At 45.1% G+C, this 20,984-nt stretch carries 26 protein-coding genes, 1 pseudogene and 1 riboswitch; of the genes and pseudogenes, 19 read left to right on the top strand and 8 right to left on the bottom strand.

Features of this window, described 5'->3' with window-relative positions; translation table 11 throughout:
- Positions 1-12: 12 nt before the first annotated feature.
- From nhaC to V5G21_RS18065, 4 genes are all read left to right on the top strand, one after another.
- Positions 13-1,398 carry a Na+/H+ antiporter NhaC gene (nhaC, locus tag V5G21_RS18050; RefSeq protein WP_011246568.1) on the top strand — a complete coding sequence of 462 codons (1,386 nt, stop codon included), beginning with the start codon at positions 13-15 and terminating at the stop codon, positions 1,396-1,398.
- A 19-nt stretch (positions 1,399-1,417) separates the two neighbouring features.
- On the top strand, positions 1,418-1,633 hold the full coding sequence (locus tag V5G21_RS18055; RefSeq protein WP_035204007.1) for a hypothetical protein: 216 nt from the start codon (positions 1,418-1,420) through the stop codon (positions 1,631-1,633).
- Between the two features lie 84 nt (positions 1,634-1,717).
- Complete coding sequence (locus V5G21_RS18060) at positions 1,718-3,289, top strand: rhomboid family protein (protein WP_011246569.1); 1,572 nt, start codon at positions 1,718-1,720, stop codon at positions 3,287-3,289.
- Positions 3,290-3,442: 153 nt separating this feature from the next.
- Complete coding sequence (locus V5G21_RS18065) at positions 3,443-4,897, top strand: spore germination protein (RefSeq protein WP_011246570.1); 1,455 nt, start codon at positions 3,443-3,445, stop codon at positions 4,895-4,897.
- A 12-nt stretch (positions 4,898-4,909) separates the two neighbouring features.
- Here V5G21_RS18065 and V5G21_RS18070 read toward each other — a convergent pair whose 3' ends face one another.
- Positions 4,910-5,305, bottom strand: coding sequence for a YueI family protein (locus tag V5G21_RS18070; protein ID WP_011246571.1), 396 nt, complete (start codon positions 5,303-5,305; stop codon positions 4,910-4,912).
- Between the two features lie 113 nt (positions 5,306-5,418).
- Between V5G21_RS18070 and V5G21_RS18075 the strand changes: the two genes are divergently transcribed.
- The 12 genes and pseudogenes from V5G21_RS18075 (at position 5,419) to V5G21_RS18130 (ending at position 13,976) form a co-directional block, all read left to right on the top strand.
- Positions 5,419-5,928, top strand: coding sequence for a hypothetical protein (locus V5G21_RS18075; protein WP_011246572.1), 510 nt, complete (start codon positions 5,419-5,421; stop codon positions 5,926-5,928).
- Between the two features lie 18 nt (positions 5,929-5,946).
- The gene (locus V5G21_RS18080; RefSeq protein ID WP_011246573.1) at positions 5,947-6,159 is read left to right on the top strand and encodes a YqgQ family protein; all 213 of its coding nucleotides are present in this window, start codon (positions 5,947-5,949) and stop codon (positions 6,157-6,159) included.
- A complete protein-coding gene (locus tag V5G21_RS18085; RefSeq protein ID WP_011246574.1) occupies positions 6,152-7,132 on the top strand; it encodes an ROK family glucokinase in 981 nt (326 codons plus the stop codon). Before V5G21_RS18080 ends, V5G21_RS18085 begins: the two co-directional genes overlap by 8 nt.
- A 19-nt stretch (positions 7,133-7,151) precedes the next feature.
- Positions 7,152-8,564 (top strand): aspartate ammonia-lyase, encoded by a 1,413-nt coding sequence (aspA, locus tag V5G21_RS18090; RefSeq protein WP_011246575.1) that lies wholly within the window; start codon positions 7,152-7,154, stop codon positions 8,562-8,564.
- A 55-nt stretch (positions 8,565-8,619) separates the two neighbouring features.
- Positions 8,620-8,731, top strand: a riboswitch (TPP riboswitch).
- Between the two features lie 71 nt (positions 8,732-8,802).
- Positions 8,803-9,432 carry a thiamine phosphate synthase gene (gene thiE / locus V5G21_RS18095; RefSeq protein ID WP_011246576.1) on the top strand — a complete coding sequence of 210 codons (630 nt, stop codon included), beginning with the start codon at positions 8,803-8,805 and terminating at the stop codon, positions 9,430-9,432.
- Positions 9,429-9,626, top strand: coding sequence for a sulfur carrier protein ThiS (thiS, locus tag V5G21_RS18100; RefSeq protein ID WP_011246577.1), 198 nt, complete (start codon positions 9,429-9,431; stop codon positions 9,624-9,626). Before thiE ends, thiS begins: the two co-directional genes overlap by 4 nt.
- Before the next feature lie 2 nt (positions 9,627-9,628).
- Positions 9,629-10,420: a thiazole synthase gene (locus V5G21_RS18105; RefSeq protein WP_011246578.1), complete on the top strand. Its 792-nt coding sequence runs from the start codon at positions 9,629-9,631 to the stop codon at positions 10,418-10,420.
- 5 nt (positions 10,421-10,425) lie between these two features.
- Positions 10,426-11,532, top strand: coding sequence for a glycine oxidase ThiO (gene thiO / locus V5G21_RS18110; protein ID WP_011246579.1), 1,107 nt, complete (start codon positions 10,426-10,428; stop codon positions 11,530-11,532).
- A gap of 20 nt (positions 11,533-11,552) precedes the next feature.
- Positions 11,553-12,371, top strand: coding sequence for a bifunctional hydroxymethylpyrimidine kinase/phosphomethylpyrimidine kinase (gene thiD, locus V5G21_RS18115; protein WP_011246580.1), 819 nt, complete (start codon positions 11,553-11,555; stop codon positions 12,369-12,371).
- Positions 12,368-12,925 (top strand): hypothetical protein, encoded by a 558-nt coding sequence (locus V5G21_RS18120; protein ID WP_011246581.1) that lies wholly within the window; start codon positions 12,368-12,370, stop codon positions 12,923-12,925. Before thiD ends, V5G21_RS18120 begins: the two co-directional genes overlap by 4 nt.
- Positions 12,926-13,073: 148 nt before the next feature.
- A pseudogene (locus tag V5G21_RS18125) lies at positions 13,074-13,532 on the top strand (DUF1385 domain-containing protein); the annotation flags it as partial.
- Positions 13,533-13,658: 126 nt separating this feature from the next.
- Positions 13,659-13,976, top strand: a complete 318-nt coding sequence (locus V5G21_RS18130) for an MTH1187 family thiamine-binding protein (RefSeq protein WP_041824573.1) — start codon at positions 13,659-13,661, stop codon at positions 13,974-13,976.
- A gap of 22 nt (positions 13,977-13,998) precedes the next feature.
- Here the strand turns inward: V5G21_RS18130 and V5G21_RS18135 are convergent, their stop codons facing one another.
- The 3 genes from V5G21_RS18135 to V5G21_RS18145 form a co-directional block, all read right to left on the bottom strand.
- Positions 13,999-14,457: a GNAT family N-acetyltransferase gene (locus tag V5G21_RS18135; RefSeq protein WP_011246583.1), complete on the bottom strand. Its 459-nt coding sequence runs from the start codon at positions 14,455-14,457 to the stop codon at positions 13,999-14,001.
- Between the two features lie 6 nt (positions 14,458-14,463).
- Entirely contained in the window at positions 14,464-14,979 is a 516-nt protein-coding gene (locus V5G21_RS18140) for a YjcG family protein (protein ID WP_011246584.1), read from the bottom strand.
- 85 nt (positions 14,980-15,064) lie between these two features.
- Entirely contained in the window at positions 15,065-15,796 is a 732-nt protein-coding gene (locus tag V5G21_RS18145) for an alpha/beta hydrolase (protein ID WP_011246585.1), read from the bottom strand.
- A 153-nt stretch (positions 15,797-15,949) separates the two neighbouring features.
- Between V5G21_RS18145 and V5G21_RS18150 the strand changes: the two genes are divergently transcribed.
- Positions 15,950-16,141 carry a hypothetical protein gene (locus V5G21_RS18150; RefSeq protein WP_011246586.1) on the top strand — a complete coding sequence of 64 codons (192 nt, stop codon included), beginning with the start codon at positions 15,950-15,952 and terminating at the stop codon, positions 16,139-16,141.
- Positions 16,142-16,147: 6 nt separating this feature from the next.
- Here V5G21_RS18150 and V5G21_RS18155 read toward each other — a convergent pair whose 3' ends face one another.
- Positions 16,148-16,453, bottom strand: a complete 306-nt coding sequence (locus V5G21_RS18155; protein ID WP_011246587.1) for a helix-turn-helix domain-containing protein — start codon at positions 16,451-16,453, stop codon at positions 16,148-16,150.
- Positions 16,454-16,606: 153 nt separating this feature from the next.
- Here V5G21_RS18155 and V5G21_RS18160 point away from each other — a divergent pair, with 153 nt between their 5' ends.
- The gene (locus V5G21_RS18160) at positions 16,607-16,831 is read left to right on the top strand and encodes a helix-turn-helix domain-containing protein (protein ID WP_011246588.1); all 225 of its coding nucleotides are present in this window, start codon (positions 16,607-16,609) and stop codon (positions 16,829-16,831) included.
- Between the two features lie 99 nt (positions 16,832-16,930).
- On the opposite strand, the gene fumC is transcribed toward V5G21_RS18160, so the two are convergent.
- From fumC to msrA, 3 genes are all read right to left on the bottom strand, one after another.
- Positions 16,931-18,319, bottom strand: a complete 1,389-nt coding sequence (gene fumC, locus V5G21_RS18165) for a class II fumarate hydratase (protein ID WP_011246589.1) — start codon at positions 18,317-18,319, stop codon at positions 16,931-16,933.
- 115 nt (positions 18,320-18,434) lie between these two features.
- On the bottom strand, positions 18,435-18,869 hold the full coding sequence (msrB, locus tag V5G21_RS18170) for a peptide-methionine (R)-S-oxide reductase MsrB (RefSeq protein ID WP_011246590.1): 435 nt from the start codon (positions 18,867-18,869) through the stop codon (positions 18,435-18,437).
- Complete coding sequence (gene msrA / locus V5G21_RS18175; RefSeq protein ID WP_041823778.1) at positions 18,866-19,402, bottom strand: peptide-methionine (S)-S-oxide reductase MsrA; 537 nt, start codon at positions 19,400-19,402, stop codon at positions 18,866-18,868. Before msrA ends, msrB begins: the two co-directional genes overlap by 4 nt.
- Before the next feature lie 533 nt (positions 19,403-19,935).
- Here msrA and V5G21_RS18180 point away from each other — a divergent pair.
- Complete coding sequence (locus V5G21_RS18180; RefSeq protein ID WP_011246592.1) at positions 19,936-20,901, top strand: sensor histidine kinase; 966 nt, start codon at positions 19,936-19,938, stop codon at positions 20,899-20,901.
- Positions 20,902-20,984 lie beyond the last annotated feature (83 nt).

Raw genomic sequence — 20,984 nt, forward strand, 5'->3', positions numbered from 1 at the left:
CGGTGTTTTATTATGGGAAAGAAACCTAGCTTATTAATGGTTATAGTCTTTTTGCTATTTTTTATCGCTATATTAGGCGGTTGCATGTTCTTCCTTAAAATTGATCCCCATCTTCCAATTTTGTTGGCGCTTATTGTGACAATTATTTGGGGTCGGTTATTGGGCTTCTCTTATAAATCATTAGAAGGGGCGCTCATCAAAGGCATACAAGGGGGCGTTGCCCCATTATTGATCTTAATGCTTGTTGGGGCAGTCATCGCCGTGTGGATGATGAGCGGCACAGTACCAACGCTATTGTATTTTGGAGTACAGTTGTTGACGCCTGAATGGTTTGCCATTAGCGCTTTAACCGTCTGCATTCTCGTTTCCACTTTTACAGGAAGCGCGTTTACGACTGTTGGCTCAGTTGGCGTGGCGATTATGGGCGTCGGCATTGCCTTGGGCGTGCCAGCCCCACTCGCTGCTGGAGCAGTTGTTTGTGGCGCTTGTTTCGGCGATAAAATGTCGCCTTTATCCGATACAACCAACTTTGCACCTGCAGTGGCCGGTGAACAGCTTTTTGCCCATATTAAGCATTTAATGTGGACGACCGTACCAGCGCTTTTCATCACTTATTTGTTGTTTTTTATAATCGGTGGGCAACAAAGCGGACAGCCGTCTGATCTTGCCGGGCTCTTGGAAGCATTAAAGGCATCGTTTACGATTAGCTGGCTCACGTTGCTATCGCCTTTGCTCGTTGTTCTGTTGGCGATGCTACGGTTGCCGGTGCTGCCTGTTTTAGTTGCCGGAATTGTTTCAGGCTTGTTGTTGACTGTCGTGGTTCAGCAAGAGTCGTCACTGGCTTATATGTTAACTGTATTGCAGTCGGGCTTTGAGGGAACGACTGGCAATGAACTATTGGACGGCATTCTCAATGCTGGCGGAATTCAATCGATGATGTGGTCCGTCTCATTAGTGTTGCTGGCGCTTGCTTTAGGCGGCGTGATTCAACACATTGGTTTTATTGAAGCGTTGTTTGCAAACATGAAAAAGCTATTGGCAAAAAGGGGGCATTTAATTGCTTCAACAGCATTAGCCTCGATCGGCACTAATGCTGTAACGGGGGAACAATATTTATCGATCTTATTACCAGGCAGTTTTTTCAAACGTTACTATGAACAGGCAGGGCTTGCCCCGAAAAATTTGTCGCGGACACTTGAAGATGCGGGTACACTTGTCAATCCCCTTATTCCATGGGGGGTGAGCGGCGCTTTTTTTGCACAAACACTTGGTGTATCTGTGCTTGAATACGCTCCTTTTGCTTTTTTCCTTATTTTATCTCCACTGCTTACGGTTGCCTTTGGCTATTTAGGAATCGGCATAGCTCCTTTGGATAAAAACAAACAAAAGTCGGTATAGTAAGAGTGGAGGTGACGTTATGCGTCAAGTGTTAGTCGCTGTCTCGACGTTTATTGCCATTCTTGCTATTTGTAAATACCGATATCGGCTGTTAAATGCGTTTTTGCGCCAACCACTGCTCAGGCGGCTGGCCGTTAGGGCAGTGTTAAGAATGCCATTTGTTCGTAACCGTATTATGCCCACTCTCTTTACTCGACCAGCTGAGCCGACGGAATTATACAAAGAAAAGTTCTGACGTGTTGTCAGGGCTTTTCTTTCGTTTCTTTTTAGGCAAACTTGTTATAATAAAAGAACTGGCAGTAATAAGGAGGAATTAGGCTTGGATACGGTTGTACACCGCTATTTTTTCTGGAAGATCGTGGAGCATTATGCACTAAAGAAACAGTTCCGCGTCCTTGCGCTATACAATACGCAAGTATGGCTAGAAGACGATACCGTGAAACCGCGGCGTGTGATTCGCATTGTGCTCTCTGAAGTCGATTGGGCGAATCGCCTGAAACGGGATATCGGCCATGCCAAGCAGCAATTCAACACGATTTATAAACAGCTTGGCGTTTGGGAAATTCAAGGAGAAAACGTCTATGTGATGAGCTTGCCTCCTGTTGACTCATGGGAAGAAACGATGGAACCTTTTACGATCGGTAACCGAAAAGGAAAAATCCGCAACATTGCCTTGCATACAGATACGGATACATACAACGAGATTACTGAACAAACATTAGGGAATGACGGACTGCCACCGTTTGAGGCTTTGGATTCTCATGAGGCGATGGAGCAGGAGATTTTGCGGATTCACGAAAACGTAAAACGCACGAGCGTTGGCCGCCAGACAAAAGAACGGCAAACGTTGTTTTTTGGAAAACCTCGCGTGATCTATGCGCTGTTAATTTCGATATTGATTATGTTTAGCGTCCTTGAAGCAAATGGAGGAAGCACCAACATTGAGACGTTAATTGACTTTGGCGCAAAATACAATCCGCTCATTGTAGAAGGGGAATGGTGGCGTCTATTTTCAGCGATGTTTTTGCACATTGGCTTTTTTCATTTGTTTATGAATGGCATGGCGCTTTACTTTTTAGGCAGTGCAGTGGAGCAACTTTTTGGTTCGATACGGTTTTTGGTCATTTATTTCATGGCTGGCTTATTTGGATCTGCCGTTAGCTTTGCCTTCACCGACTCTTTGTCAGCAGGGGCGTCAGGGGCTTTATTTGGTTGTTTTGGCGCTTTGCTTTATTTCGGCATTAAACAGCCTTCTTTGTTTTTTCGCACACTGGGCCGCAGTGTGATCGTGCTCTTGATCATTAACTTTTTCCTTGGTTTTATTGTTCCTGGAATTGACATTGGCGCCCACGGCGGCGGCTTAGTCGGTGGTTTTTTGGCAGCTGCAGCTGTACGTATGCCAAAGGAAACAAGAAAAACAAATGTGCTATGGTCATTATCTGCATTGGCAGGTTATATCGTCCTGGCAGCTAGTTTGCTGTTTTTTGGCTATCAGTCGGCCGCAGGGACAGTCAACCCAGATATGGCCGCGCTAGAAGCAAATCGCCTGTTTCAGCAAGGGAATTGGGAGGAAGCACGGCCTCTTGTAGCAGAAGGGCTTGAACAAGATAGTGAGCATGTAGAGCTGCTGTTTTTGCAAGCCTATTTGGATATGCAAGACGGCAAAGATAAGGCCGCACAGGAGAAGCTGGAGTTTGTCACTTCTGAAAATCGCCACTTCCATCAAGCGTGGTTTAATCTGGCCCTTATTTATTGGCAGCAAGGGGAAATTGAGCAAGCTCAACACGCGGTGGAAGAGGCAATTAAACAAGGGGAGCAAGACGAGCATCCAGATGTAGAAATCGATCGTTATCGAGAAGTGCAGGAAGAAATTGAACAGCAACAGCACTAGCACGTATTAGGAAGTCAGTGTGCTGTCAAGCAGCCAGTTGAGTAGTGGAACTGGCTTTTTTTGTTGTTCGCTTTTCCTGACGGTGACTCACATATTTTTGGAAAGGAAAGCCAAGCTATGTAAAAGGACTGGACGATTGAAAGGGTGACAAGAATGCCTGGCCAAAAACAGCAAAAGTTGACTTCTTATGAAAAAGGGCTTGCCTTTTTGAAAAAGGAATTGGCGGTTGAAGACAACTTTGATTTGATTTGTTTGGAAATGCGGCATGCAAACAAACGGATGGCGCTTTTTTTAGTTGATGGTTTTGCCAAAGACATTGCGCTGACACAAATTCAACGGGAACTTTCCCACACGACTGAAGAGGAATTGCAAGACCGATATGATGCCTTACTACAAAGCCGGATTCCTTATGCAGAAGTTGAAACCGAAAGAGACTTGAACCAAGTCGTAGAGCAAGTGTTGGCTGGGCCAGCAGCTTTGCTCGTCGAGGGCCTTGACTATTGCCTGCTGATTGACACGAGGGAGTACCCTGTTCGAAGCCCGGAGGAGCCGGATACAGAGCAAGTTGTTCGTGGTTCTAGAGACGGGCTTGTCGAAACACTTGTTATGAACGCAGCTCTCATCCGCAGAAGAGTTCGTGACCGGACGCTCCGCGTTGTGTTCAAGCAAGTTGGGCGACGCTCTAAAACAGATATAGCCTTAATGTATATTGGCGATATTGCTGATAAGCGTTACGTCGAGCAAATGACCGCTGCCCTTGATGCAATTGACACCGATGGTGTACCAATGGCAGATAAATCAATTGAAGAATTTATCTTTAAAGAAAGCAGCAATCCGTACCCACTTGTGCGTTATTCAGAACGGCCAGACGTGTGTGCCACCCATTTATTTGAGGGCCATGTCCTTATTCTTGTCGATGGGTCGCCAAGTGTTATGATTACACCTACTACTTTCTGGCACTTGCTTCAACATGCAGAGGAGTACCGTCAAAAACCAATCATAGGCGCAATGCTGCGGCTAGTCAGATTCGCCGCTGTTTTTTCGTCGATCTTCTTGCTGCCGTTATGGTATTTATTCGCGACAAATCCATTTTTGTTGCCAGATAGTTTGGCCTTTATCGGTACAGAAGAAAAAGGGAGCTTGCCACTGTTTGTCCAGTTTGTCATCGCAGAAGCAGGGATTGAAATGTTGCGGATGGCGTCGATTCATACACCGAATGCAGTTGCAGAAGCGCTCGGGCTTGTAGCTGCCTTATTGATTGGCGATATTGCCATACAAGTCGGTGTCTTTTCCCCAGAAGTGATCCTCTACTTAGCGATTGCCGCTGTCGGTACGTTTGCAACACCTAGTTATGAACTTTCCCTTGCCAACCGATTTATGCGTGTACTTTTGTTGGTGGCTACTGCCGCCTTTCAGTTGCCAGGGCTTATGATTGCCTCGACCATTTGGTTAGTGATGCTTGTCCGTTTAAAGGGGATGGATGTTCCTTATATGTGGCCATTTATTCCTTTTAATGCAAAAGCATTACGGGACGTCGTGTTTCGAGTGCCAATGCCTGTAAAAAACCGCAGGCCAGTCATTATTCATCCCCAAGATCCGGACCGTTAGCAAATCGGGGTTTCAATCAGCAGCCATGTCTATTTCGTACAAATCATCTTTTATAAAACGGTCTGCTTTTTGCACTGGCTGGCTTTTGTCAGCTAAAACAAGGGCAAAGGGTGTCGGCGTTGGCGGGTTCACAACGGTGTATGGAACGTTCTGGCTAACCGCTATTTTAATGTAAGCTGCATAATCGCTATAAGCCAGGTTGCCATTTAAAAACAGATGGAGGTTGTTAGCCTTAGCCATCGTTTGTTCAACTTCCCTGTAAACCGGGGCAGCCTGGACTTGCTTTTTCGTTAAAGCAATATAGACCCTTTCAAAGATGGTCGTCAAAAACAAACGGCGTTCCGCTGGTTTTGTTTCTGGATTTCCGTAAATTGCTTTTTCTAATAGGTCGTTTACATCTCTTCCCATTTTCCCACTCCTTCTTTATATCTCCATCATGGCATTCATGTCCTTATTTTTCAACCAAGCACATAAGCTATAGTAGTACAATTGTTTAACAATTTTCATGAGGGGTTGATCACATGGGGTTTGCATTTATGGTGGCCGCCTTTGTGTTTGTGTTGGGCGCCGCAATTGGCGGGATCGTCGCCACGATGAAATTTGTCCCGCCTATTTTAGGGCTATCCGTGTTTAGCATTAGCTTTTTCTTTTTTGCTTATGTCGGCATGTTTCTTGCGCTGATTGGCCCGAATTGGCTTGGCTTGCGGTTTTTGGACATTGTAATCGCCATGTGCTCGTTTTTGTTTATCATCGCTTTGTTCCGTTCGTATCATCCTACTTGCGGTTACCGTCCTCGTGTAAGTCCAGTCGGGTTCATTGCTGCTATTCTGTTTTTCTTGATGGGCGTACAATGGGGAACGGCAGGGTTCGGCACGTTTTTTACATTAGGAATGGCAATTTTGTTTACAGGAAGCGTTTTTTTAGGCATATTGCTGTATAATACGATATTGGGATGGCTACGAAATGTTTACATTGCGGCATTCTTGCCTCTCATCTCATTTCTTTTTATTGCAGTACTGAAACTGATATAATAAGCTAGAGGTGAGTCAATGAAAACGCTTTTCGAAGTTAAGCAGTTGTTAAAGCAATATGGCGCTTTCATTTATACAAGGGATTTGGATGCAGACATGCAGTTGATGCAAATGGAAATGGAGGAACTTCATCGACTTGGCCTAATCGAACGTGGCGAATTCCAACAAGCAATGCTTGTATTAAAACGTGAACAGCGGGCTGCAAAAATGGGGGAGAGAGCGAATGACTGAGGACTACTATGCAGGAATTGACATTGGCGGTACGACCGTAAAGTTGGCGTTTCTTACGGAAACAGGCGAGTTAAAAGATAAATGGGAGATTCCCACAGACGTGAGCGAAAACGGCAAACATATTGTCGATCAAATCGCCGCAAGCATTCAAAGCCGGCTGCCGCAACATGCAACCTTGTTAGGGGCTGGAGTAGGTGCACCAGGATTCATTGAAATGAAAACTGGTTTTATTCACCATGCCGTCAATATCGGCTGGCGAAACTATCCACTAAGGGAAGAGCTTGAACGCGTCCTTGGAGTGGTTGTCCGCGTCGACAATGACGCTAATTTGGCAGCACTTGGAGAGAAATGGCGCGGCGCAGGAGATGGCGCTGAAGAAGAGTTGTTTATCACACTTGGTACAGGTGTCGGCGGTGGCATTATTACAAGAGGGCAAATTCTCCACGGGTCAAGTGGAATGGGCGGCGAAATTGGCCACATAACAGTTATCCCTGAAGGTGGGGCACCGTGCAATTGCGGCAAAACAGGCTGCCTGGAAACGGTATCTTCGGCAACGGGCATTTTACGGATGGCCAAGGAAAAGTTAACAACAAATAAGGACAGCGCTTTGCATCGCTTTGAAGAAGGGGCGTTAACGACAAAAGATATTTTCGATGCTGCTAAAGCTGGCGATGCACTTGCTAAAGATGTGGTAAGTGAAGCAACCTTTCACCTTGGTTTTGCAATAGCGAACCTGGCTAATGCGCTCAATCCAAGCAAAATCATTATTGGCGGTGGTGTTTCTAAAGCGAAAGAAAGCTTGCTTGCTCCGCTTCGCCTCGTATTTAAGCAATTTGCGTTGCCCCGTGTTTCTGAGAGTGCTGAGATTAAATTGGCTCATTTAGGCAATGACGCTGGGATTTACGGTGCTGTTTGGCTTGCTATTCAGGCAAAAGCAACACAGGAAGAAGAGATGTTAGGAAAAAGTGAATGAGTAAAAGGAGTCGCATGAAATGGAGTACCGGGTTGAACGAGACTTACTAGGAGAAAAACAAGTACCGAAACATGCTTATTATGGCATCCAATCGCTGCGGGCAAAGGATAATTTTCCGATTACCGGCTATCCGCCCCACCCTGAACTTATTCGCGCTTTCGGCTATGTGAAAAAAGCGGCTGCCCTTGCAAACCGGGATGTCGGTGTACTGCGCCCCCACATTGCTGAAGCGATTATTAAGGCAAGCGATGAAGTAATTGAAGGGCGTTTGAATGATCATTTTATTGTCGATTCGATCCAAGGAGGCGCCGGCACGTCGTTTAATATGAATGCCAATGAAGTCATTGCTAACCGGGCGATTGAAATTCTTGGCGGCGAAAAAGGCGATTATTTAAAAGTCAGTCCCAACACACACGTCAACATGGCCCAGTCTACCAATGATTCATTTCCGACGGCGATTCATATTGCCGCTTTAAATATGACAAAGGGCTTGACGGAAGAATTGCAGAAATTGATCAACGAAATGGAAGCGAAAGCCGAAGAATTTGACAGCGTCCTAAAAATGGGGCGGACCCACTTGCAAGATGCAGTCCCTATTCGACTAGGGCAGGAATTTGGCTCGTACCGCAGAGTGCTAGCCCGTGATCTAAAACGGGTAAGCCGTTCGGCAGACCACCTCCACGACATCAATATGGGTGCAACCGCTGTAGGAACGGGTTTGAACGCCAAACCGGAATACATTGAAAAAGTTGCAAAACATTTGGCTGACTTGACTGAGCTGCCGTTGAAAACGGCGGAGGATCTTGTCGATGCCACCCAAAATACAGATGCCTATACAGAGCTTTCTAGTTCGTTAAAAATTTTAGCTATTAATTTATCGAAAATCGCAAATGACTTACGTTTAATGAGCTCGGGCCCGCGGACCGGATTGAATGAAATCAATTTGCCGCCGCGACAGCCGGGTTCATCGATCATGCCTGGAAAAGTAAATCCGGTTATGTGTGAAGTCATTAACCAGCTTTCTTTTCAAGTTATCGGCAATGACCATACGATCAGCCTTGCTTCAGAAGCGGGCCAACTTGAACTAAACGTGATGGAACCTGTACTCGTTTTTAATTTATTGCAATCATTAACGGTGCTACAAAACGGTATGCGCGTCTTTAAAGATTACGCAATTGCCGGCATTACCGCTAACGTGGAGCGATGCCGGGAACTTGTAGAACATAGCGTCGGTATTGTAACGGCAATCAATCCCCATGTCGGCTATGAAGTAGCTACTCGTGTAGCTAAAGAAGCAATTGAAACAGGGCGGCCGGTCCGGGAAATTTGTCTTGAACGGGGCATCCTTTCAGAGGAAGAATTGAATGAAATTCTTGATCCAAAAGAAATGACAAAACCCGGTATCGCGGGCTCCCGTTTTTTGCCGTTATAACAACGAAAGAGCGACTTTTGCTTTTGCAAATGGATCAATGTATGCGATAATGATATAGAAAGACTAGGGGTGCCTAATGAAGTTAGGCTGAGAATAAGAACGTATTTCTTTTACCCTAATAACCTGATCTGGGTGATGCCAGCGGAGGGAAGTCGGTTTGCAGTGATTGAATGACATGCTTGCATGTGGCCGAAGCTCCTCGCTTTGGCCTTTTTATTTTGCAAAAGGAGGGAACAACATGAAGCCTTTTCGACTTTACGCGATCACAGGAGAAGAATTCCATCCTGGACGCGATGTCGTAGAAGTGATGGAAGAAGCTATCCAAGGTGGGGTTGACATTATTCAGCTTCGTGATAAAACGAGCAGCAAAAAGGCTGTGTTGGAAAAAGCCCGTAGGCTAAAAAAGCTTGCAGCTGATTATGGAATTCCGTTTATTGTCAATGACCATATCGATGTCGCCCTTGCCGTCGACGCAAGCGGTGTCCATGTTGGACAAGATGATTTACCCCTTCCAGAAGTAAGAAAATTGCTGGGACCAGACAAAATCATTGGCGTTTCTACCCACAAGTTAGAGGAAGCGCTTGAAGCTGAAAAGAACGGAGCCGATTATATTGGCGTCGGTCCGATTTTTCCAACAAACAGCAAAGCGGATGTAGTAGACCCAGTTACAACGGCTTATATTCGCGAAGTAAAGGAACATGTGACGATTCCATTTGTGGCCATTGGCGGCATCAAACGCCATAATGTCCGTGAAGTGATCGAAGCGGGTGCTGAAGCCATTTGCGTTATAACCGAAATTGTTGCTGCCCGTGACGTAAAAGCAGCTAGTCAAGCGTTGCTTGCCGCGATGGAGGAGGCAAGTCAATGAGATTAGTCGTAAATGGTGAAGAACGAATTTCAGAAAGCACAACGCTGAGCGAACTAGTTTCTGAATTTGGCTTAGCGAGCCAACTAGTGGTGGCGGAAGTCAACGGGACGATTATTGACCGTGTTGACTGGGAGGCCACTTCTTTGAGTGAAGGAATGAAAATCGAGCTAGTCCATTTCGTAGGGGGAGGATAAACATGAAAAAAGTACCACTTGTCATTGGCGGAAAAACGCTCTCATCGCGGTTTTTCATTGGGACAGGCCGTTATCCAAACCCGGTTGTTCAAAATGAAACCATTAAAGCCTCCGGAGCGGAGGTTTTAACATTTGCCATTCGCCGTATTAACCTAGAACATCCTGATGAGGATGCAATTTTACAGCATTTAGAAGGGCGTACTTTTCAATACTTGCCAAATACATCAGGAGCGAACAATGCGGAAGAGGCAATCCGTATTGCTCGTTTGGCCCGAGCGGCTGGGCTGAGCGATTGGATCAAAGTCGAAATTAGCGTATCTGAAAAAACGCTATTGCCTGATCCGGTCGAGACATTAAAAGCGACAGAAGCTTTAGCGAAAGAAGGCTTCACTGTATTGCCGTATACATCAGATGACCCAATTCTTTGCAAAAAACTTGAGGAAGTCGGCGCAGCCGCAGTTATGCCTGGGGCTTCTCCAATTGGCACAGGCCTTGGCATATTAAACCCGTATAACCTTGGCGTCATTGTCGAGGAAGCTTCTGTACCGATTATTGTGGATGCTGGTCTCGGTTCTGCAAGCGATGTTGCCAAGGCAATGGAATTAGGGGCAGATGGAGTATTAATGAATACGGCAGTAGCTAAAGCAAAGGATCCAGTAAAGATGGCGCTGGCAATGAAGCAAGCGATTGAAGCCGGTTTGCTGTCCTACGAAGCAGGGCGCATTCCGATGAAGCGCTATGCGACAGCAAGCAGCCAGCTTGACCATTTATTGTCCAGTCACAGTAAGGGGTAGTCAAAATGGAGCATACAATTGTTTTAGGAGGCGGCGTTATCGGGCTGTCTGTTGCTTTTCAGTTAGCAATGGACGGCAAGACCGTTTCTGTCCTAGAAATAAACACATGCGGCGGGCAGGCATCTGGTGCAGCTGCAGGCATGCTTGCCCCGTACTCAGAAATTAGCGAGGATCCAGATGATTTCTTTCGCCTTTGTTTAGCAAGTTTGCGCGCTTTTAAAGAATGGCAAGCATCCGTAAAACAAGAGTCAGGCATGACGTTTGAATTTACAGAATCAGGGAGTCTTCATTGTGTGTATCATGAAGCTGATTTGTTGTCACTTGCCACTAGAAAAGCATGGCAAGAGGAATTTGGGGCCAAAGTCGACGTATTGACACGCGAAGAGTTAAAGAAAAAAGAGCCTGAGCTTGCCGAAGACATAATTGGTGCGATCCACTACCCAGAAGAAGCTCATGTCTATGCGCCTGATTATGTAAAGGCGTTGCAACAGGCTTGCAGAAATCGCGGCGTCCACATTTATGAGCAGCTCAAACACGTTTCGCTCGTAAAAACAGAGCCCCACATCGAGCTACAGAGCGCTTCAGGGCAGCGTTTCACAGCAGACCAGCTCGTTGTGGCGACAGGTGCATGGGCGAAAGAGCTAGAAAGCCAGCTTGGCTTGAACTTGCCCATTTACCCAATAAGAGGGCAAATTTGTGCTTATAACATTGAACCAGGCCGTATTCGCCACATTTTGTACACAAGCCAAGGGTATCTTGTCCCAAAAGCAAATGGCACACTTGTTAATGGCGCTTCAGAAGATATTGCTGGCTTTCAAACAGAAATTACCGACAAGGGCATTCGCCGTCTAACAAATTGGAACCATAAGATAGTGCCCTTTTTAGCTGAACTCACGCCGTTTCATAAATGGGCTGGCTTAAGGCCGGCGACACAAGACGGTTATCCGCTTATCGGTTTTCTTCGCAACCATCCCCGCGTTTTTATGGCTTGTGGCCATTACCGGAACGGCATTTTATTAAGCGCGATTACGGCAAAAGTGGCGAGTGCGCAGTTGGCTGGGCAGAAGCCGCCTGTACCAATCGCCCTTTTTGATCCAGACCGTTTTTCGTAGTCAGAGAAGGAGGCGTACGAATGCCCATTCCAACAGTCCTCTCCGTTGCTGGTTCTGATTCCAGCGGCGGTGCTGGCATTCAAGCAGACATAAAAACGTGTCAAGAGCTTGGCGTTTATGCTGCTACTGCCATTACTGCTATTACAGCCCAAAATACAACTGGCGTACAATCGTGGCAAGGACTTGACGCTTCACTCGTACGGGACCAAATCGAAGCAGTATTAAGTGATATCGGAGTGCATGTCATCAAGACAGGCATGTTGGTCAATGCAGACATTGTCACAACGGTGGCTGAATTGGCAAATACGTATCGAGTAGCTAACATTGTCGTTGATCCCGTCATGGCCTCGACAAGTGGAACAGCGCTTCTTTCGGCAGAAGGCCAACAGGTACTTGTACAGAAGCTTTTGCCACTTGCGACTGTTTTTACGCCTAATTTGCCTGAAACGGCCATGCTTCTTAATAAACCAGAATGTAAAACCGTTGCTGAAATGAAAGCAGCCGCGGTACAATTGCATAAAATGGGGCCTAAGCTAGTCATTTTGAAAGGCGGCCATTTGCGACAAGGGGAAGCCATTGATTTATGCTACGATGGCCAAGCTTTCTTTGAGTTAAAGGCAAAACGGCTAGACAGAAAGCATACTCACGGGACTGGTTGTACGTTTGCTTCAGCGATAGCAGCAGAACTCGCAAAAGGGGCCAAGCCAATCGAAGCAGCTAAAAAAGCGAAAGCATATGTGACGGCCGCGATTTCGGAAGGAATCCCATTAGGAGCCGGAATCGGCCCGACGGATCATGCTGCTTATCGCCGCCTTGGCCAAGAAGGGGGTTGCAATTGAGAAAGCATATAGTCGTATTAATATTGCCAGTCATTTTAATGATCGCGATCGCTTTGAGCGGTATTTATTACTTGAATCAAGAAGAAACGATGACAAATGAACAGCTGAAAGCTGAAATTGAACTGGTAGCTGAACGAGGAGAAGACGGTACATTGTTACTTGAATGGAGCTGGCCGCAAATGCCAGCAGAAGGCATGTATGGAACCGACTATATTGGCATTGCGTTTACTGGGGCAGACGAAGTGGAAGTTGGCGAGGCAGTCCTTGATACGGAAGAACAACATCGCTATATAGGCGAGCGTGTCGATAACGGTATCATTTTTGCATATCCGACGGAAATGGCAGAACATCAAAGCATTGGCACGAAGGGCACAATTGTCCAACCATTGCCTGCTTCTGCGGACAACATCACCATTTCTGTCCTACATACGTGGACGAACCATGAAGCATTGACGATGGAAGACGCCACTTTTGAAGCACCTGCTTTTGGTAGCGCCAAAAATGTTCAGCATTGGGTAAAAACGGTGGAATTAGGTGAGTTGCTTGCGAATTAGCGGCATGTCGTTTAATGCGGGGATTTTTTACAGCGGGGCAGGCTTTTTGGCTTGTGCTTACTATGATGAACAGGGCAAGCTGCATTCATGGGCAAAGCCTGCCGGAATGCAAGCCTATTTACAAGCTGGCAAACTGATTGTAAAAACAATGCCATTTCGATTTGTCGCACTCATTATCGCTCTGCTGTGTTTGATTATTGTGCCCAAAATCATTCCAACCAGCTGGAATGGATTGCCTGTTTATACGTTCTTTTATTTATTGTTTGCCGGGCATTTTCTATTTCCTGAGCCGTTAAAAAAGTACCATGGCGCAGAACATAAAGTGTTTAGTGCAAAAGGGCGCATTTGTACAGAACGGTTACAGGCGATAAAAAGAGCGGATATTCGCAATCGTGGTTGTTCCACCGGGCTAGTTGTCGTTTATTTTTTAAGTGTCTTCCTTCTAAGTGGAAGCCTTTCTTTGTTCACGCCATTTCAACAAGCGCTAATGGTTTCTTCTTATGCGGCTCTGGCTGTCGTGGCCCTTTATCAACTTTTTCATCGCAAGCCGTGGCTAAAAGGGCTTGAAAAGAGCGTTTTAGTTCTTTCTTACTGGTTGCAACTTCATGTGACAACGAAAGAGCCTGACGAGAACCATCTTCAGTGCGCGATTTCCGCCTATCAACAGTTAGGCTATGTGGCTTTTCCAGAAAACATAAAAAAGCGGAGGCTTCCGCGAAAGGAGAACAAGGGAATGGCAATTGCAGACGTATCGATCATTCCAATTGGTACTTCCTCGACAAGCGTTAGCGCTTATGTAGCATATATCCAACAAGTGCTTGACCACTATGAGAAAGAAAAGCAAATCCGTTACGAGCTTACGCCTATGAGCACGTTGATTGAGGCAGAGCTGCCTGTGTTGTTTGAAGTGATCCAGAAAATCCATGAAGCGCCGTTTGAACAAGGAGCCTTGAGGACGGCAACGTCGATTCGCATTGACGACCGCCGCGATCAGCCTTTAACGATGGACGGAAAACGTAAATCTGTGCAAGAGAAGCGAATAGAACAATAGCTGGAGACTCTATCTCCAGCTATCAGTCAGCTATTAAGCCAGATTTACTCGTAAGAGGTTTGCTCATCGTGACATGGGGGATGCCAGCATCGATAAATTCAGGGGAAGTTACTGTATAACCAAGCTTTTCATAAAAATAGCTCGCGTGTGTTTGGGCATTGAGCTTTGCTGCTTTTGCTCCCATTCTCGCGCTCGCTTCCTCAAGCGCTGTCATTAATTGTTTCCCTGCCCCTGACCGGCGCTTTTCTTTGACCACACAAACCCGTTCAATTTTCGCCTCGTTATGAGCCAATAAGCGGACACGCCCTGTACCAATCGGTGTTTTTTCGTCGTACATGATGATGTGTGTAGCGGACTCGTCATGCTGATCCCGTTCAATCGAAGGGGAGACGCCTTGCTCTTCAATGAATACATGATGCCGCACACTGGCGCAGTCCGAGTGTTCTTGCTCACTAGTGGCTACTTTCGTCCAATAAGTCATTTCCTCTTAATCTCCTTCTAGCAAAAATGTCTCGTAAACGGCCCATGAACCATTGTCAAGTTGTTTGAGCAATTGAAAGCGATCAATTGTTTCTTGATGGGAAACATCGATCATTTTCAATTGACCAACGATATCAGCATGCTCTGATTGGGGCAGTCCCTGGGCAATGGTAATGTGGGGAACAAATACAGGATGCGCCCGTTTGCGTGGAAACGGATCGCGGTGTAGCGCTTCATAAAGAGCAAGCAAACGATCGTTTTCTTTAATTTTATAATAAATGGTTGTTGACTGCGGGTAAAACGTGTCGACTTTATAAACATCAATCGCAATTGGTTTATGGGTTTGCCCAATGGTCCGTAATGCCTTGATGATTTTAGATCGTTCCTCCTCGGCAATTGAAAACCGTTCTTTTAAGGTGATATGTGGCGGTATGTTTGCGTAATGGGCATCATAACGCCGCCTATAGCCGTTAGCCGTGTCTTGGAACGGTTTGGATGGGAACATGACAATGCTGTAATTCAAGTAAAAAACCCCCCTCGATTTTTAGATGATATCACAACGGTTTTGCTTGTGCAGTGAAATATGATCGCATACTTTCTCTTGTGAGCTAAGCAAGCGGCAACACGGTTTGAAGCGCCCGAGGCAAATCCTTTTGCCAATATGTCCACGTATGATTGCCTTGGAACTCATGGTACGTATATGAAAATGGGCCTTGTTCAAGCAGTTTATTTAATTTGCGGTTAGGCGTCAAAAAATCAGCTACATCCCCGTTTGTTAAAGTCACTTCTGTCTCCTCTAGCCCAATAACATGGTAGATGGTTAACGAGTGGCTGTTAGAAAACTGATTTACTTGTTCAAGTACTGGCTCAGAAACAAAGGGAGAATGGAGCACCACTTTTCCGAAAATGTTTGGATATTCAAGCGCCGTTTGCAACGACACGGTTGCAGCAAGGGAATCCCCCGCAAGTATGCGTGCTTCTGGAAGTGGTTCTGTCGACATTTCTTGTTCGAGAAAAGGGAGTAGCTCACATGCGAGAAAGCGTCGATAGTTTTTGGCGTCTTCTCCTTCTGGGTGGTACCACTTTCTTCTAGTAGGCACAGAGGGGTAAGGGACGCCTACAATAACCGCTTCCTCAATATCTCCTTCTTCCATTAATGCCTCCGCTTGGCGCGGAATGCGCCCTAAGCGGAAATAGTCTTGGCCATCTTGGCAAATCAGGAGTCTGTACGATTTTAATGGTGTATAATGGGGCGGTTTATAGATCGATATAGGAATCATCTCCGCCAAATATGTACTTTCAATTTTCAGCTCAGATAACTGTCCATTTAAACCTGCCATGATGCAACGTCCTTTCTTAACGGGCTTTAGCTTAGTTTAACATACTTTTGTCAAAGCCAGTTAATTTCGTCTAGTCAAGCGTCTGTCTATGATAAAATAGAAAAAAATGGACAACCTAAAAAGGATGACGCATGTGACGAATGGAGGAGTAAAATGATCAAACGTCGAAAACCCCACTGGGTTTATTATAAAGAAATTTTCCGTTCCAAATTTCAAGCTGGTTGCGTAAAAGCGAAATTGGAGGATAATTGGCAGAATGGATATGAAATTGGCCCTTTAGTTGAAGTTAAAAAACTACGATCCAATAAGTATGTGGTCCGTTACACGTATGATGAAGTCATGTAAATTCGTTTATACCTTGTTTGTTGCACAATGTTTTCTGTATAGCTGCAAGCAATCTGCTAGAAACAATTTTTCATCGCTAGTGAGCTGATCAGAATGGAGTATAAAGGAATCGTTTGAGTCCAGTCGGCCTACCAAATAATCAGTGCTAACATTAAAGTAGTCGGCAAGGCGGGCCAAATTGTCTAAGTCAGGTTTTCTTGTGCCATTCTCATAACCTGAAATTGTAGATTGTGCCATATTTAACGCTTGGCCCAGTTCTTTCATTGTCAACTGTTTTTTAATGCGGCATTCTTTTAATCGTGATGCAAACATGCCGTCCATTCTCCTTTCATTGAAGCTTGTTCCATTATACTTTGCAATCTGTAAAATAAAGAAGTAATACGCGAAATGAATTGAAGGAATTGCTGATTGCGTAGTAAAATAGGTAATGATGTGTTTTATTGAAGAACTCAAGGAGGAAGAACGATGAGTGAAAGTAGCATTCGAATTTTGCGAACCAAAAAAGGCTATAGCCTTGAGGAAGTAGCAAAAGAGGTAGGGATTTCAGCGGGGTATTTGTCGCAAATTGAATCAGGCAAGCGCCAAGTCAGCGCTGAAATCGCGAAGCTAATTGCAAAATTATTTAGCGTTGATCGGGAAGAACTTTTTGAAGCAACGCGTTTTAAAGCCATTCGCCAAGAAAAGAAATAACTATTTTCTTGTTTAAAGAAGAGCCCGCACAGTTTGATTCAGCCTCCTTGAGTCCGCTCTTCCAATAAAAAAAGCAGGCGAACATGCCTGCTTTTTTGTTTATTTTGGAGCAATCATTTCCTTTGGTACTACATATTCATCAAATTGCTCTTCAGTCAGCAACCCTGACTCAATAGCAGCTTCTTTAAGTGTTGTGTTTTCAGCATGTGCTTTTTTCGCAATTTTCGCGGCATTTTCGTAGCCGATGTGCGGGTTTAGAGCAGTTACAAGCATAAGGGATTCATTTAGCAATTGCGTCATTTTTTCTTCATCTGCTTTTAAGCCAACTAAACATTTGTGGCGGAAGTTGTTGAGCCCGTCTGCAAGAAGGCGCATCGATTGAAGGACGTTGTAAATAATGACTGGTTTAAATACATTTAGCTGAAAATGGCCTTGGCTAGCAGCAAAGCCGACTGCTGCATCGTTCCCCATAACTTGGGCGGCTACCATCGTTAACGCTTCACTTTGTGTCGGATTGACTTTGCCAGGCATAATCGAGCTTCCTGGTTCATTGGCCGGAATCAACACTTCGCCAATGCCACAACGTGGCCCACTTGCAAGCAAGCGAATGTCGTTTGCAATTTTAAACGCATCGGCAGCCAGTGCTTTCAGTGCGCCATGAAAATGGACAAGCTCGTCATGGCTTGTCAAGCCATGAAAAAAGTTTTCTGATGCTTTAAAAGCAACGCCTGTTTGGTTTGTAAGTTGAGCAGAAACTTCTTTGCTAAAACCAATTGGCGCGTTTAAGCCAGTGCCAACAGCGGTTCCGCCGATCGTAAGAGAACGTACATGTTCAAGTGCTTCGCTAACCAGTGTTTCGCATGTTTGCAGCATATGTTTCCAACCGCTAATTTCTTGCCCAAATGTGAGCGGAGTCGCATCTTGCAAGTGTGTACGGCCAATTTTCACAACATCCGCAAAGGCCTCTTCTTTTTCAGCAAGTGTGTCTTTGAAGGCACGAATCGCTGGCAGGAGGTTTTCTTCCGCAAAAACGACAGTAGCGACATGCATTGCAGTTGGAAATGTATCGTTTGAACTTTGTGAGTGGTTGACATCGTCGTTTGGATGGACACGAACATCATGATGTCCATTTTCATCCAAGTATTGGTTCGCTAAGTAGGCAAGCACTTCATTCATATTCATGTTAGACTGCGTGCCGCTGCCTGTTTGCCAGACAACTAAAGGGAAATGATCTTCGAGTCCGCCCTCAATAACTTTATCGGCTGCATATGTAATCGCTTCAACTTTGCGAGAATCGAGTCCTTTTAAGCGCCCATTGACAATGGCTGCAGCTTTCTTCAAGTGGGCGAAGGCAAGAACCACTTCAAAAGGAATTTTTTCGGTGCCAATTTTAAAGTTTTCCAGGCTACGCTGTGTTTGTGCACCCCAAAAACGGTCTGCTGGCACTTCGATTTCGCCGATTGTATCTCTTTCTGTACGCGTTTCCATTTTTCATCACCCTTTTTTATGATCGAAATGAATTACAAACTCCAAATCTATCATACCAGAATTACCGGGAAAACTTAATGAAAACAGCAGAGGAATTTTTCCTCTGCTTCAGACTTTAGTCAAATAGTTTTTCGTAGGCGCCGTAGCCCGCTTCTTTGAGTTTTGCTTTAGGAATAAACCGCAGTGCGGCAGAGTTGATGCAGTAACGAAGTCCATTTGGCCCTGGGCCATCTGGAAAGACATGCCCCAAATGGGAGTCAGCATTTTTACTTCGTACTTCTGTACGGACCATAAAATGGCTCCTGTCTTCTTTTTCGATGATTTCTGCTTCATCAATCGGTTTGGTGAAGCTTGGCCAGCCGCAGCCTGCGTCATATTTATCCTTTGACGAAAAAAGCGGTTTACCTGAAACAACGTCTACATAGATGCCTTCCTCTTCTGTTTCATAATATTCATTTTGAAAAGGCGGTTCCGTGCCGTTTTCTTGAGTTACGAAATATTGAATTGGCGTCAATTTCTTTTTTAATTCGTCTTTTTGTGGCTTGGTCATGTCGTTTCTCCTCCCCAATGCTTTTGAATAAACGCTTCACGCCCTGAGCCGCGGCGATACATTTGATAATGGAACGGGTTTTTTTTGTAATAATCTTGGTGATAGCCTTCTGCAGGATAAAAAGGCTTTGCAGGCAATATGAGCGTAGCGATAGGCTTGCTAAATTTGCCACTCTGTTCTAGCTGTTCTTTTGAATGTTCCGCTTCTTTCTTTTGTGTTTCGTTATGGTAGAAAATAGCTGTCCGGTAGGAATCCCCACGGTCATGGAACTGGCCACCAGGATCAGTTGGGTCGATTTGTTTCCAGAAAATCTCCAGAAGTTTGCTGTATGGAAAAACAGCAGCATCATAAACGATTTGTACCGCTTCAAAATGGCCGGTTGTTTCACTGCATACTTCTTTGTATGTCGGGTTTATCGTATGCCCACCAGTATAGCCTGATGTGACCGTTTCAATCCCATCATAGGAGTCAAATGGTTTCACCATACACCAAAAACAACCGCCTGCAAATGTTGCTTTTTCTAGTTTTGCCAACCTGCACTCCTCCTTAAAGCGTGTTTCTTTAGTATACCATACCCACAAGCTGGGTATCTTATCAGCAGCATTCCATTTCCATAAGCTGTGCTAGGATAACTACTTAGTGCCGTGCATCCATTGAGCGGGTGAGGGTATATCTAAAGAGAGCGCCTTTGGTATGCTGCTTTTTCTACACTTGCTTTATCGAATGTAGGGTGATTTGGTTAACCCAAAATAGCAGAAGAGCAGAAAGATGGCAACCAGTCGACATGGCGATGTCGGCTTTTTGTTGTTCTTGTCAAAATTTCTTGATCGAAAAAGAAAGAATGAAGAAGGATTCATTTTGGCAATTCACGAATGTTTTTGTAGATTGCTGTCTCTTGATTTCAAAATAAGGGAGGTTCCAAGCGGAAGTTTTGTAAAAGGAGAGAAAAAGAAAACGATAAGTCCAGAAAGTGGGTTTTAAAAATGAAATCAATGAATGAAAATGGTTTTATCTCAATTTTAGTAGGAGCTGGCGCTTGTCAACAAGGGAATCAAGGAAGATCGCAATGGAGATAGAGGAGCTGTTCGGTTTGTTGGATTTATCAGAAGATTGCTACTTCGTTCACGATAGGGCAACCATTTTATTTGCGAATCGAGCTGCCCATGAGTGTTTAGGAAAACCGATCGGCTATTTGCACGGGAAACGACTTAAACAGCTTATTTCCGAAGAAGACATCGTATGTGCCGGGAAACCATTTCAGTTGGGCAAAAAACGTCTTTATGCGTCCGTATTAAAGCAACCTTTTAAACAAGCGCACAAACGAAAAGAAGCAATGGAAGTTGTCTCTCGCTTATCGGCGGGGGTGGCTCACGAACTCCGCAATCCACTGACAACGATAAAAGGATTTATCCAACTCTATTCGGAAGTTGGCGAGTTGAGGGAAAGCCAGATCAACATCATGAATATAGAGTTGGAGCGAATTGAAAACATTATTAATGACTATGTGCTGTTAGCTGAAGAACCTCCTGCCCGTGAAAACGAATCGATTCAAATGGCAGCCTTTTTGCAGTCGCTCTTAAAAAAGAACAAAGTGAAGCGGCTTACCGACGGTCACCCTATTAAGCTAAACATCAGCGAGGAAGCAACCGTATTGGGGTCAAGAAAAGAGCTTTTTCTATTGTTTTACAATTTGCTTGAAAATGCGATTGATGCTAGTGTGAAACATTCGCCTGTGCATATTACTATGTATGCGGAAGGCCCGAATGTTTGTGTGGAAATAACAGACTTTGGTTCTGGAATGCCCGCGGAGAGACTCAATTATATAGGCCAGCCCTTTTATTCGACAAAAGAAAAAGGAACAGGCCTTGGCTTAATGATTTGTTACCGCGTCGTTGAAACGCATGGCGGCTTGATTGATATTGAGTCGAAAGATAAAAGGGGAACGAATGTGAAAGTCATCTTGCCAATGACAACGAAAAACAAGGCTGGCTCAATGGTACGCGAAAAAGCGGCGATGTTAACCTATGGATAAAGCGTGCTCAATCGTTAACCATTATTGCAAGCATAAGAACATCGTTGTCGTGTTAACGCAAAACAAAGGAAAAGGAGAATAGA

The organism is Shouchella rhizosphaerae, from assembly GCF_036700015.1.
GTDB lineage: Bacteria > Bacillota > Bacilli > Bacillales > Bacillaceae_D > Shouchella > Shouchella rhizosphaerae.

Excerpts from the sequence above, each read along its gene's own strand:
- nhaC (WP_011246568.1), top strand. The coding sequence starts at position 13 with ATGGGAAAGAAACCTAGCTTATTAATGGTTATAGTCTTTTTGCTATTT.
- V5G21_RS18055 (WP_035204007.1), top strand. The coding sequence starts at position 1,418 with ATGCGTCAAGTGTTAGTCGCTGTCTCGACGTTTATTGCCATTCTTGCT.
- V5G21_RS18065 (WP_011246570.1), top strand. The coding sequence starts at position 3,443 with ATGCCTGGCCAAAAACAGCAAAAGTTGACTTCTTATGAAAAAGGGCTT.
- V5G21_RS18070 (WP_011246571.1), bottom strand. The coding sequence starts at position 5,305 with ATGGGAAGAGATGTAAACGACCTATTAGAAAAAGCAATTTACGGAAAT.
- V5G21_RS18075 (WP_011246572.1), top strand. The coding sequence starts at position 5,419 with ATGGGGTTTGCATTTATGGTGGCCGCCTTTGTGTTTGTGTTGGGCGCC.
- V5G21_RS18080 (WP_011246573.1), top strand. The coding sequence starts at position 5,947 with ATGAAAACGCTTTTCGAAGTTAAGCAGTTGTTAAAGCAATATGGCGCT.
- V5G21_RS18085 (WP_011246574.1), top strand. The coding sequence starts at position 6,152 with ATGACTGAGGACTACTATGCAGGAATTGACATTGGCGGTACGACCGTA.
- aspA (WP_011246575.1), top strand. The coding sequence starts at position 7,152 with ATGGAGTACCGGGTTGAACGAGACTTACTAGGAGAAAAACAAGTACCG.
- thiE (WP_011246576.1), top strand. The coding sequence starts at position 8,803 with ATGAAGCCTTTTCGACTTTACGCGATCACAGGAGAAGAATTCCATCCT.
- thiS (WP_011246577.1), top strand. The coding sequence starts at position 9,429 with ATGAGATTAGTCGTAAATGGTGAAGAACGAATTTCAGAAAGCACAACG.
- V5G21_RS18105 (WP_011246578.1), top strand. The coding sequence starts at position 9,629 with ATGAAAAAAGTACCACTTGTCATTGGCGGAAAAACGCTCTCATCGCGG.
- thiO (WP_011246579.1), top strand. The coding sequence starts at position 10,426 with ATGGAGCATACAATTGTTTTAGGAGGCGGCGTTATCGGGCTGTCTGTT.
- thiD (WP_011246580.1), top strand. The coding sequence starts at position 11,553 with ATGCCCATTCCAACAGTCCTCTCCGTTGCTGGTTCTGATTCCAGCGGC.
- V5G21_RS18130 (WP_041824573.1), top strand. The coding sequence starts at position 13,659 with ATGGCAATTGCAGACGTATCGATCATTCCAATTGGTACTTCCTCGACA.
- V5G21_RS18135 (WP_011246583.1), bottom strand. The coding sequence starts at position 14,457 with ATGACTTATTGGACGAAAGTAGCCACTAGTGAGCAAGAACACTCGGAC.
- V5G21_RS18145 (WP_011246585.1), bottom strand. The coding sequence starts at position 15,796 with ATGGCAGGTTTAAATGGACAGTTATCTGAGCTGAAAATTGAAAGTACA.
- V5G21_RS18150 (WP_011246586.1), top strand. The coding sequence starts at position 15,950 with ATGATCAAACGTCGAAAACCCCACTGGGTTTATTATAAAGAAATTTTC.
- V5G21_RS18155 (WP_011246587.1), bottom strand. The coding sequence starts at position 16,453 with ATGTTTGCATCACGATTAAAAGAATGCCGCATTAAAAAACAGTTGACA.
- V5G21_RS18160 (WP_011246588.1), top strand. The coding sequence starts at position 16,607 with ATGAGTGAAAGTAGCATTCGAATTTTGCGAACCAAAAAAGGCTATAGC.
- fumC (WP_011246589.1), bottom strand. The coding sequence starts at position 18,319 with ATGGAAACGCGTACAGAAAGAGATACAATCGGCGAAATCGAAGTGCCA.
- msrB (WP_011246590.1), bottom strand. The coding sequence starts at position 18,869 with ATGACCAAGCCACAAAAAGACGAATTAAAAAAGAAATTGACGCCAATT.
- V5G21_RS18180 (WP_011246592.1), top strand. The coding sequence starts at position 19,936 with ATGGAGATAGAGGAGCTGTTCGGTTTGTTGGATTTATCAGAAGATTGC.